The sequence below is a fragment of the Acinetobacter sp. CWB-B33 genome, from assembly GCF_039655955.1.
GTDB lineage: Bacteria > Pseudomonadota > Gammaproteobacteria > Pseudomonadales > Moraxellaceae > Acinetobacter > Acinetobacter bouvetii.
The window spans coordinates 1-11562 of record NZ_JAGFEU010000010.1 but is presented as its reverse complement, the minus strand read 5'-3'; the positions used below and the strand labels follow the sequence as shown (position 1 = coordinate 11562).

The 11562-nt window shown below is 41.9% G+C and carries 11 protein-coding genes; 10 read left to right on the top strand and 1 reads right to left on the bottom strand.

The window, feature by feature from the left end; genetic code table 11:
• The 6 genes from JZ784_RS17280 to JZ784_RS17255 form a co-directional block, all read left to right on the top strand.
• The coding region (locus JZ784_RS17280; protein ID WP_346315755.1) for a transglycosylase SLT domain-containing protein at nucleotides 1–2303 on the top strand (2303 nt) is incomplete at its 5' end.
• Between the two features lie 8 nt (nucleotides 2304–2311).
• The gene (locus JZ784_RS17275) at nucleotides 2312–2800 is read left to right on the top strand and encodes a hypothetical protein (protein ID WP_346315754.1); all 489 of its coding nucleotides are present in this window, start codon (nucleotides 2312–2314) and stop codon (nucleotides 2798–2800) included.
• Nucleotides 2793–3284 (top strand): hypothetical protein, encoded by a 492-nt coding sequence (locus tag JZ784_RS17270; protein WP_346315753.1) that lies wholly within the window; start codon nucleotides 2793–2795, stop codon nucleotides 3282–3284. Before JZ784_RS17275 ends, JZ784_RS17270 begins: the two co-directional genes overlap by 8 nt.
• The gene (locus JZ784_RS17265) at nucleotides 3281–3601 is read left to right on the top strand and encodes a hypothetical protein (protein WP_346315752.1); all 321 of its coding nucleotides are present in this window, start codon (nucleotides 3281–3283) and stop codon (nucleotides 3599–3601) included. Before JZ784_RS17270 ends, JZ784_RS17265 begins: the two co-directional genes overlap by 4 nt.
• The gene (locus tag JZ784_RS17260; protein ID WP_346315751.1) at nucleotides 3598–6432 is read left to right on the top strand and encodes a host specificity factor TipJ family phage tail protein; all 2835 of its coding nucleotides are present in this window, start codon (nucleotides 3598–3600) and stop codon (nucleotides 6430–6432) included. The genes JZ784_RS17265 and JZ784_RS17260 overlap by 4 nt, the downstream gene beginning before the upstream one ends.
• Nucleotides 6433–6486: 54 nt before the next feature.
• On the top strand, nucleotides 6487–9006 hold the full coding sequence (locus tag JZ784_RS17255) for a GDSL-type esterase/lipase family protein (protein WP_346315750.1): 2520 nt from the start codon (nucleotides 6487–6489) through the stop codon (nucleotides 9004–9006).
• A 4-nt stretch (nucleotides 9007–9010) separates the two neighbouring features.
• On the opposite strand, the gene JZ784_RS17250 is transcribed toward JZ784_RS17255, so the two are convergent.
• Nucleotides 9011–9877, bottom strand: a complete 867-nt coding sequence (locus tag JZ784_RS17250) for a hypothetical protein (RefSeq protein WP_346315749.1) — start codon at nucleotides 9875–9877, stop codon at nucleotides 9011–9013.
• Between the two features lie 177 nt (nucleotides 9878–10054).
• On the opposite strand from JZ784_RS17250, the gene JZ784_RS17245 reads away from it, so the two are divergent.
• The 4 genes from JZ784_RS17245 to JZ784_RS17230 form a co-directional block, all read left to right on the top strand.
• Nucleotides 10055–10438, top strand: coding sequence for a hypothetical protein (locus tag JZ784_RS17245; protein WP_346315748.1), 384 nt, complete (start codon nucleotides 10055–10057; stop codon nucleotides 10436–10438).
• A 101-nt stretch (nucleotides 10439–10539) separates the two neighbouring features.
• Nucleotides 10540–10737, top strand: a complete 198-nt coding sequence (locus JZ784_RS17240) for a hypothetical protein (protein ID WP_346315747.1) — start codon at nucleotides 10540–10542, stop codon at nucleotides 10735–10737.
• Between the two features lie 65 nt (nucleotides 10738–10802).
• Complete coding sequence (locus JZ784_RS17235; protein ID WP_346315746.1) at nucleotides 10803–11063, top strand: hypothetical protein; 261 nt, start codon at nucleotides 10803–10805, stop codon at nucleotides 11061–11063.
• Nucleotides 11047–11562: N-acetylmuramidase family protein (locus JZ784_RS17230; RefSeq protein WP_346315745.1), on the top strand; the 516-nt coding region annotated here is incomplete at its 3' end. The genes JZ784_RS17235 and JZ784_RS17230, both read left to right, overlap by 17 nt.

Sequence of the window (11562 nt, the reverse complement as noted above, 5' to 3'; positions counted from 1 at the left end):
ATACCAAGTCGAAATTAAATTTATTTGGTGTGGAAGTCGAATTGTCTGGCAGAAAAGCGCAAACCGCTGTATTCGGTGTTGATGGGAATACTAAAGCCCTTAAAGAAAATAAAACCGCCGCACTGGCAGCAGCTCAAGCACAATCAGACTTCAAGAAGTCTGTATTTGACCGAGAATTTAGCGCAAATCTAACAAAGGCCATGCTTGCACAGGGATACAGTGCGGATCAAATCAATTTGATCACTGAGCATGCACTCAAACTCCAAAAAGAAGGTAAATCGATAACTTCAGAGCAAGTACAGTATCTCTTAAAAATTAGTAACATTGAGCAGCAAAACAACTCGGTAATTGAAGCCAGAAACAAGGTTTTGAAAGAGAATACAAACGAGCTTAGCAAACAGCAGAAAGTCATTCAGGCGAGTGCGGCTGTACAGGCCAATGCTGCTAAATTCAACTTTGGCGGAATTGAGTCCAAATACAACTTGCCTAAAGGTACATTATCAGCACTTCACGCCATCGAAACGGGAAATACCGGGAAAACAAATCAAGTTAATAATTCAACTGGAGCAACTGGTGGTTTTCAGTTTCTATCTGGCACAGCAAAACAATACGGAGTACATGACCGTACAGATCTAGGCCAATCTGCTGAAGGCGCTGGAAAACATATGGCGTATCTGTTGAAGTTATTCAAAGGAGACCTAGAAAAGGCGGTTCGCGCATACCATGCTGGCGAAGGTAATGTTCTGAAAGGCACCAATATTGGGAAATATAACAATGATTATTGGAAAAAATATCAAGGCTATATGGCAGGATCAAATGGCTATTCTGCTGGTGATATTACAGCCAAAGACTTTAATCGCATGCTTGAAGAGTCTGCAAAACTTTTAGAAGAACAAGCCAATTCGCGCAAGGCGTTGGAATTAGAGGTAGCCACTGAAGTCACGCGAATTCGAGAAAATTTAAAAGACAAGCTGATTGATATTGATAAAGCCGGTTTTTCTCCTGAGCGTACCAAGGAATTAAAAGCCGAATATCAATCACGTGCTGACAATGATATTGCTATTGCTGAATATGCACTTAAAACAAAGTTGGATGAGTATTCATCATTCAAGAAAACCGAAGATGAGTTGCTTAAAGACAGCTTTGATCAGAAAAAGTTTTATGCAGCACGCGACATCGAATTATCCAAAGGCCAGCGTGATCAAGCCGTCAAGTATCTTGATGAGGAGTATCTCCACGAACTTGGCCTAATTAAACTCGCCAAAGAACAGCGCATCTTCCAAGCCGAACAAGCCATGATGACTGAAATGCAGGCTATGCAGGAGCGCTATCGACTTGAACGTGAGGAAATCGCTAAGACAGCCAACATCTCAGATGATGAAAAAGTTCGAAGATTATCTGCCTCTCAATTTAATCAAAAGAAAGAAGAGACGGATTTAACCAAATCTCTAACTCAAGAATATATGGGGGTAATGGGCTTTGAGGAAAATCCATTAATCCAGCAATTTGAAGTGCTTCAAAAAGCTCGTGAAAACGATCTGATAAATGAGGAGGAATATCAAAGTGCCAAGTTGCAGTTGCAGGCAAAATCAACTGCAAGTTATATAGAAGGTATGTTTGGTGGCTTTGCTGAATTGGTAGACGAAAATTCAAAAACTTATGCTGTGCTGTTTGCAGCCCAGAAGGCATTTGCGGTTGCCCAAGCTATGCTGAATATTCCTGCAGCATACTCAAAAGCCTATGATGCTGTGGTGGGCACTCCTTATGTTGGTCCATACATTGCCCCAGCAATCGGTGCTGCCGCAGCTGCATTGCAGGTGGTTCAGGCTGCGAGTATTAAGAATGTCTCGATGTCAGGTTTCGCAACAGGCGGCTTCACCGGTATCGGTGGCAAGTTTGATCCAGCCGGCATTGTTCATAAAGGCGAAGTAGTATGGTCGCAAGAGGATATTAAGCGTTGGGGTGGTGTGAATGTTGTTGAAGCAATGCGTACATCTCAGCCGCCTAAAGGGTATTCGGACGGCGGACTTGTCACGCCTCAAGATACATACCGTATTGGCATGGGAACTGTAGATGCTGTGCAAGCGAATCAAGCGGTGACCAAGCAAGTAACTGTAGCGCCGAAAGTTAATATTTACACATTACCTGGATCAACAGCAGATGTATCTACAAATGCTGATGGTAGTCTTGATGTGCGCATTCGTAAAATTACTGGTGAGTATTTAAACGAACAGCTATCAAATTCAAATAGTGAAACAAGTTCAGCCATGAAGCGAAATTTTAATGTAGCACAAAGACGCTAGGGGCAAATATGACAGAACTGAATAAGCTGGCATATTGCGTCCAGCAGTCCGGCTATACAGTTGATTTTGGCACCAATGTCATTGTTCAAGAGCTTGAAGGCGGGCCATCCCGCTATCGTGTAGATTCAAAAAACAATGTGCATTACGTCAATTCAACTTGGGTTGTCAGTAAAAAAGGCTATCAGTACATGATGGCCTTTTTTAATGTCTGGCAACGTAATCCATCACAGCCATTTTTAGCGAATCTTATTATTGATGATGCTGATCTGGATGAGTATGAATGCTTTTTTAGAAATGGCGGTTTCCGCTTAGATTCTAAAAACGGTCTGATTTATACAGTTTCAGCAACACTCGAAGTCACTGCAAAACCGCGGAATGACGCGACGGATGATGCGATTGTGATGCTTGGCAATAGTAATGCATCTGATATTTTTGATCCGCTGGAAAAGCTGGTGAATGAAGACTTGTCCGATGCTTTGGAGGATTTGAATGTCTGATTACACTTCATTTTTTCTCAACGCAAAGGGCGGTCTTTTGCGTATTGACTGTATTGAAATCAGCCACCCAAGCTTTTCTAAAGTATTCCGTTTTGTGCGTAACGTGCGCGATGGTATTTTAGTCAAGCATGAAGATGGATTGGACTATCAGTACACGCATGAAGTCTTTGAATTAAACCGTTCAAATGTCACTGCCGATTTAGATCAAACAGTTCAGATCACTTTTGCAGATTATAAAGATGAGCTGAAATTTGAAATTGAATCTGCAGATTACACACTGCCGGCAACTTTCAAATATCGCGCATATCGTGATGATGATTTAAGTATGCCGATGATTGTGCTGGAAATGCTGCAAGTAATCAGTGTCAATAATGACAGTTTTGGCATTGTGACCTTTGATGCAAAAGCCGAAGGTTTGAATGATGTTAAAACAGGGCTTGTGTATTCAATTGAAGATTATCCTATGCTGAGGGCTTTGCTGTGAATTTTGATCATTTGCTAAGTAAAACCTATCAGCCTGGATATACATGTTATGAATTTGCATGTGAAGCTTGGCAGCACATTGCTGATGAAAATCTCACTGAGCGCATGCAGGACTTTTTAAACGGTACTGGTACATTTGTTCCAATTGATACGCCAGAATCTCCTTGCATTGCCTTCTACTATAGGAATGATAACAGCCCGACCCATGTCGGGCTTTTTATTGATGGCCGCATTTTGCATTTGGGGTTTCGCGGTGCGCAATATGCACCTCTGGATCTGCTGATGACGACTTTTAAAGAAGTGAGATTTTATAAATGAAGCGTGTCCATATACGCAGAGATCCATTTGATAAAAATACTTGGACTTCTGCAGAAGTTGAAGATGTCTGCAAATATTTGGCAACACAATTTGAAGTGTTTCCAGAAAATGCCCGCATTTATCACAAAGCTGTTTCACATTCGAACGATGTAACGCCCGCAAGTGAATTGGCAATTCAGCAGCTGCAGGTGCTTGATGGTGATATCTACGTGGTTGTCTGGCCTGTATATGACCCATTCACTATCGCATACCTGATTGTTGCTGCGATTACTTTAGCATTCAGTGTATATACGTACATGACAATGCCAAAGCCGCAGGTCAGCGCTGCGCAGTCTGCCAATAACGATTTGGCTGAACGTCAGAACCGCGCACGCATGAACGGCCGAGTGCCGGATATTTTTGGCACCTTGCGATCGACGCCAGATCTGATTGCGCCTTCATATACTTACTATGATGAATATGACCGCGAGATTGAAGAAAACCTTATGGTAATCGGCCGCGGCTATTATCAGATCCATGACTGCCGCGACGACTTAACATTGGTGCAAGATATCCAGGGCGCGAGCGTTTCGGTCTTTGATCCTAGTATCAGTATCATCGGTACACCAAAATTTAAAATTGGTGAAGACTTTGCGGAGCCGCCGACCTTAGCGTTTAAGTCAAAGTCAATCAATGGCCAGACATTGAATATGCCGAATGATCAGAAGCTTGAATCAGACAGTATCTATTTTGAATATCCGAATTTAATCAAAACCAGCAACCCGGCGTATAACCTTATTTCTATGTTTGCTGTGAACGATAGCATTGGAGTGTACGGTGCTGAATTTGCTGTTGATGATGTGAATTTATCAGGCGCAGTGACGTTTAAAAGCACTCGCGTGCTTGTTGTTGCTTCTGCAACTGATATTGAGGTAGCTGAAGCATTTAAAGGCGTGCAAGTGACGGCAGCATTGATTCCTGTTATTTCAGAAATTCTGCCTGTACCGCCCGAGACTGAGCCAACATACGTGACGAACTATCGGGATTTATCTGGACAGTATGCTGTTTCGACAGTGGCCAAAACTGCAGTTGCAGGCGGATTTAAATATGAAATTCATCTGTCCAGTGCATCACAGACGAATCCGAACTGGGCCTATATTTCAGAAGATTACACAGTCAATGCCGGGCTTGTTTTAAATAAAAATGCCAGCGCAATGAATCTGAATGGCACGTATATCGTGAGCGCAGTTTCAGCAAATACAGTCACATTAAACAATCCAAATCTGGTCAATGATGACTGGGATAAGTTGATATTGCAGCCGAATAACAGCACTGCAGCGCAGCCGCTGTCAATCCGCCTAGACCGTATTTCAGAGCAGTGGGTCGGCTGGTTCAATATTGCAATCGATGGCACTGAGCAGCTGGTCTTCAACTTTTTCTTTCAGAATGGTTTGTTTTACCAGGACTCCAAAGGTGGTGTTTGGGCGGACAGCATGACTGTTTTGATTGAGTATCAGTATTTGGATGCTGACAACACCCCATTTGGGCCGACATATTCTGAATACGTGCCGATGAGTGCTAGCAATAAATCACCCTTTGGCCGAACTAAATCAATCGATTTGGATAATGTGGGTCGTGTCCGCTTTCGAGTTGCCCGGACTACACCGACCAAGAATGATAAAACGCAGGACTTGTGCAAAATCAAAGATGTTTATGCAATTCAGAAAAGCGCAAAGCTGGTTTATCCAGGTGTGACCGTGGTGCGCAGCAAAACACTGGGAACAGACGGGGCATTATCTCTGAAAGAACGCAAATTGAACTTTTTAGTGACGCGTATGTTGAAGTTAAATGGCACCGGCGCATTAACTGCAACCAAGTCAGCTGCGCAGGCTTTGATTCATTGCGCGCTGGATGAGTTCATTGGCCGCCGCAGTCAATATGAAGTTGATACTCAGCAGATTTTGAATATGGAGGCTTCTTCAGTTTCATATTTTGGAAGTGCTGCGGCAGCTGAGTTTTCAGGAACTCTAGATGATTCAAACCTGAGTTTTGAAGAAACAGCAGGCATGCTGGCCAGTGCTATGTTTTGTGAAGCGCACCGCTTCGGCAGTAAGCTGCAGATTAATTTTGAGAAGCCGCAAGAAAATGCGGTTTTGCTTTTTAATCATCGCAACAAAGTGCCAAAAACAGAAAAGCGCTCATTTTCACTGGGTGTAAAAAATGCCTATGACGGTGTGCAGCTTGAGTACACATCTCCTGAAGATGATGCGCGTATTACATATGTCGCATCAGATTCAGAGTCACCTAAAAACGTGAAAGAGATTAAATCCAGCGGCATCCGCAATGACGCGCAGGCAAAAACACGCGCTTGGCGCGAATGGAACAAGATCAAGCATCAGCACATCAGCTGCCAGTTTGATGCGCTGGATGAGTCTGAAATTTTGCGCAGAAATGACAAAATTTTAGTTGCCAATCAAACTCGGACCGATACGCAAGATGGCGAAGTCAAAGCGGTGGATGGCTTAATGCTGACGCTGTCTCAGGATGTTGAGTTCAATGCTGGAGAAATTTATTTCATTTACCTGCAGATGCCAGACGGCTCAGTGGATTCAATCCAAATTGCACCTGGTGCAATGACCAATGAAGTGATTCTGCAGCGTGCGCCAGTGCAGCCGCTTGTTGTTGATCAGGACCGCTATTTAAAAACGGGATATATCGTTATGCAGGCAGAAGATGAGGCGCATAGCGCATTCATGATGACTGAGCTAAAGCCGCAGGGCAAGATGACCAATTCATTGACGTGTGTGAACTACACGCCACGCTATTACGAAAAAGACCACGAGTTTTTTTAATTTAGATTTAACTGCAGGCGCCTAATTGGGCGCTTTTTTTATGGAGTTTAGGCAATGGGCGATAAACCTATTTCTAAAAAAGAGTTGATTGAAGCTCAAGAAAACACAGTGTCGCTTGAGAAGTTTATCAGTGGCGGTAAAACTGAAATTGTCAAAACTCGACTTAATGTTGAGTACCCGACTTTAGCAAATGCCGTTTACCAGATTATGGCCACAGGCGGCTTTGAGCCATTTGCAACCGAGACTGAATTAAAAGCATCTGTACCTACCGTAGCCAAAAAAGCCGCAAAGGCCATGGATACTAAGAAAATTTGGTACTGGAATGGCAGCGCATGGGTGGATACAGGTCTAAGCGAACTGGATCAGGCAAAAGTGTTCACACTTGGTGAAAATATTAGCTCTTTATATGCTCAAGCAGCTCATTCAAGCCGCTATAGAGACTATGCAAATAAAAAAAATACAGGCTATATTTCAAAGGCTTCAGGGACATTAGTTGCAAATGCAAGCTGGTATTCAACCGATTATATTGCAGTCACATCAACGACCAAAATAGTAAGGGATGGTGTGATTGTGGGTGATACATCAAGCGGATGCTCACTTGCATGCTATGACGAAAATAAAGTATTTCTGGGTTATTACGTTGACACAGCAGCAATGTTCAGCATCAATCCTGCAGATTTATATGCGGCAACGAAATTTGTTCGTCTAGGCTTTCAAGCAGCCAGCACGACAAAGATTTATGTGTATGAGCCATTAGCAACCTCTTTTATTGATGACTATGTGACTCCGTATATTGGGAAGCCCACCAACGTTGCAGGAGGAATGACTGTTGGTTATGCAACAAAAACGGACGGCTCATTTGTCGCGCTAGCTGGCTGGGGAATTACTGATTACATCTCTGTAGATGCAACAAGCATCGTGACTCGTGATGCAGATCCAGTTGCGACATCTTCTGCGGTAGCCCCAGTAGCTTGCTTTGATGTGAATAAAGTTTTTCTCGGCTATATTCAAAACATTGATCGTGCTGAAAAACTTAAGATCGGCCGTAAATTTCCAGCTGTAAAATTTATTCGAGTATCTGTAGCAAGTCCATCCTCTGTAGCTTATGCCGTTTATATTCAAACTCAAGCTGCAGTGAATCTGAACGACCAGGTGAAAGCGCTGGATATTTTTAACAGTGATTTCTTTGATGCAGCTGATATTCAGAATGGTTATGTAAACTTAACTGGCGGTTTTGTTGCGAGTGCCAATTGGACAGCTACGCCGCTTGTCCCATGTAAATTAAATCAGGTTTTTACTTATAGCGGCCGCGGCGGGGCTACTGTTTCAAGTGTTGCCTTATATGATAAAGAAGGTAAGTTTTTAGAGTCGATTTATACGAATGCGTCAGCAGTCACAAATGTAAATTTTACAATTGCAAATGCGAATGCCCGCTTTGTTCGCGCTTCAACACAGACAACCTACACGCACAAATTTACTGGTATTGAGCTGGCTAAAAGTACAAGCAAGCAATACTCAACAATTGTGCCGGCAGAAGTGTATGCGCTTAAAAATGAGCCGATTTATCTATATGCTGACGGAATCGTGGGTAATACGGATAATGTCGCCTGGAACATTTCCGAATCTAATCAAAAAGTCTGTAAAGTCTTGCCGACAACAGCAGCATCAATACCCGTGCAACTTCAAACAACAGAGGATCTAAATGCAAAAAAAATGCTTGCATCATTCAATGTTGTTGTAACGGATACGCCTGTAAACCCTGCAGTTAAACGCTACATCATCGCCTTAGGTGATTCACTGACGGACAGTGTGGCAAATTCAGGAATCAAAGGCGCGTGGCCGAATGAATGCAGCCGCCGTTTAAGCGGAATAGGGTTTCAAATTTTATCTACCGAACTGAGCCCAGTACCGCTTGCAATGACTAACTTAGAATTTATCGGCACCCTAGGTGACAAAGTTGTAAAGCATGAGGGGCGGGGCGGCTGGCGCGCAAGCCACTATCTAAATAATGCATCTGTTACAACACAAACGAATGCGTTTTGGAATCCAGCAACATCGCAGTTTGACATGAGTTATTACTTATCCCAAAACGGATTCAATGGCGTAGATGCGACCGGATCAAACTTAACCGTTGTTATATTGCTTGGCTGGAATGATGTTTACAACTCAACAGCTAAACAAGCAGCCACAGATCTTGGATTGCTGATTGATAAGATCCGTTCAACACATCTGAATACAGATATTATCTGCTTAGGCTTAAATCAATCGCCTGAAATTAATTTCAAATCATTTACAGGCAATCGATTCATTTCTAAACGCGACGTTTTTGAATCAATTAAGCAATTCAATGACGAATACAAAGCAATGATTGCAAGAAAAACGAATGTTGACTTCTTGCAAATTGGCTGTGTATTCAACAGTGAAATTGGCTATAACAAAGCAGATTTTTTACTGAATTCACGATCAACACTATCAGTAAGTGGCGTAGCAGATCATGTTCATCCAAACGCGACTGGCTACGCAATGCTTGCTGATGCTGTTTTCTATAAATTGTTATACAAATACTGTCGTTAGGTGCTTATTTTGCTTGTTCTATGGAAAATTTAACAATGGCCTTATATGCATTGTTTTGAATGTCGAATACAGCTGGTTTATTGTCACTCGCTTGTTTTGCCTTAGCTTTTTCCCAAAGAACAACCCCATCAGCCCCTAATTCTTTTATATATGACAAGCTATGATACATATCTTGCTCGGATAGAGGGGTAATATGCATAGTATCCGGACTTGATATTTTCCAATTACTAGTTGATAGAAATGGAATGATTTTAAGATTTCTTTGATTCGCAAACCGTTGTGCTTCTTTGATATTGAATTTTGCTTTGTCATTCCAGACATTCATATCAGTTAAGTTATAGTAATAAAGAGTTGGATATAAGATATTTACATGGTTGGCTATTTCAGCATATTGGTCATTTAATTTTGAAAATGATGCTTTTTTATCTGCGCTTAAATAAGCATTAGGAGTTAATTGAGGCAATACTCCATACACTCCAATTGGTGCGGCCCCTCCAAATTGATGATAGAACTTTAATGCATCAAGAATGACTGGAAGATTTCTTTTGGGATCATGACGAAATGGGGGCTCAATATCAAAGCAAATAGGTGTCTGAGGATTGAGTTTGGACTCATCAGCAATCCGCTTTATTTTTTTAGGATCTGCTTGATTATTGCTTAATATAAATCCCATAGTTACAACTTTAATAGGCTTGATGTTTTTAGTTTTTAAATAATTATTAAACTCATCAGTGTTTTTTGTTTGGACAAGCTTTTGATTTGCTGTGGTGTAATTACCCCAGCGTAAAAACTGATATACCTCAAATGCATTCGCGTGAGTAGTAATTGCTAATCCTAAAATTAGAGTTTTAAAAATTAGTAGTTTATTCATAGCAATAGTTTCATGAGTCCGAGTTTATTTATATTTTATTATCAACTTATATGTAGCTTTAAGGAGAAAAGTAATGGTTACTGTCATTTTATGTAATTTATTTTATTAGTGAGCTTATTTAAATAACAGCATAGCACCTTCGGGTGCTTTTTTATTGTCAAAAAATAGGGGAAATTAATGGAGCCAGTCTCTACAAGCGGTTTTGCCGCATTTTTAAAGTTTTATGGTGCTGCAGTGGCTGTCACACTGGCCATCTGCTTGGTTGCCACAGTTGTCATCATGATGCGCCTGCCGCGTTCGCCGCAGGAATGGGCCGTGGGTTTGATTTGCACAGTCGTCTCAAGCCTCACCGGCGGTGCATTCATTATCGTGAAATGGGGCCTGCATGAGTGGGTGACGGATATATGGGGGATGATTGCCTTGGGCGGTTTCTTCTTTGTGTGCGGGCTGCCGGGGTGGGCCGTTGTGCGGTGGACGTTTAACTTCATCAACAAGCAGGAAGGAAAAACGATTGTTGAAGTTGTGAAAGAACTTAAAAATGCAAAGAATGACTTGGATTAATAAGGTTACAAAAAATATGTGATATTAATCACAATATCTATTGAATATGGTACTAATTGGCAATAATATTTGCACTTGGTATTTTTAAGTAGGTCTTATTGATGAATGCAATTTTATGGGATGGCGAAAGTATATTTCCTGCAAAGGTTGAATTATTTAAGAATTTCTTAAAAAAATACCTTAAATCTTTCGGTGATGCAGAACTTCTGGAAGGTAAGCAATTTCATTATGATCCTGAAAATGATGAGTTTTTAAATTCAGAGATTCAAGAATATTATCACCTATGGTCAATTGCTTAGCGTGACACAACAAATCCATTTATACCGCCATTTCGGCGGTTTTTTTATGTCTAAAGGAAAGTGAGATGAAATTAATCGATGATTGGAAACAGGCTTGGAAGCTCAAGTCAGTACAAGTAGGCGCAGCAAGCGCCTTTTTTTATGCCCTGATTTTACTTTCGGAGCAGTTTTTAAGTGTTTGGAATGTCATTCCTCAGGAGCTGAAAAACAAGATTCCTGAAAATGTTGGCGAATGGATTGGCTGTTTTGTTGGCGTTGCGATGGTGCTGGCGCGTTTGAAACAGCAGCCAGAATTGCATGGAGAAGAACATGAAAAAATTGACTGAAGATCAGATTCAGTCACAAGCTCGGGCGCTCGGCATTGAAGCCGCTGCGCTTAAAGCTGTGATCGAAGTCGAATGCAAGGGCACAGGCTTTAATGCAGATAATACTCCTGTGATTCTATTCGAGCGCCATATCATGCGACAGCGGCTACTGCAGAATGGTCAATCAAAAATTTCTGATCAAATGATGATTAAGCGGCCGGATCTATGCAGTAAAAGTGCAGGCAGCTACGGTTTGTACTCAGCCCAGCACGGTCGATTGAATGCCGCGGCGCAGTATCATCGCTCATCAGCACTGGAATCTGCCAGCTGGGGTATTGGGCAGGTGATGGGTTATCACTGGAAGGTATTAGGGTATGCAACGCTTCAGGTATTCATCAATGCCATGTATAAAGATGAAGCCTCGCAATTAGATGCTATGTGTCGATACATTCAAGGGAATGGTCTGGTGAATGCCCTTAAAAATAAAGACTGGAAGGCCTTTGCACGTGGCTATAATGGG

Coding starts and splice junctions, on each gene's coding strand:
- JZ784_RS17275 (WP_346315754.1), top strand. CDS start 2,312: ATGACAGAACTGAATAAGCTGGCATATTGCGTCCAGCAGTCCGGCTAT.
- JZ784_RS17270 (WP_346315753.1), top strand. CDS start 2,793: ATGTCTGATTACACTTCATTTTTTCTCAACGCAAAGGGCGGTCTTTTG.
- JZ784_RS17260 (WP_346315751.1), top strand. CDS start 3,598: ATGAAGCGTGTCCATATACGCAGAGATCCATTTGATAAAAATACTTGG.
- JZ784_RS17255 (WP_346315750.1), top strand. CDS start 6,487: ATGGGCGATAAACCTATTTCTAAAAAAGAGTTGATTGAAGCTCAAGAA.
- JZ784_RS17250 (WP_346315749.1), bottom strand. CDS start 9,877: ATGAATAAACTACTAATTTTTAAAACTCTAATTTTAGGATTAGCAATT.
- JZ784_RS17245 (WP_346315748.1), top strand. CDS start 10,055: ATGGAGCCAGTCTCTACAAGCGGTTTTGCCGCATTTTTAAAGTTTTAT.
- JZ784_RS17240 (WP_346315747.1), top strand. CDS start 10,540: ATGAATGCAATTTTATGGGATGGCGAAAGTATATTTCCTGCAAAGGTT.
- JZ784_RS17235 (WP_346315746.1), top strand. CDS start 10,803: ATGAAATTAATCGATGATTGGAAACAGGCTTGGAAGCTCAAGTCAGTA.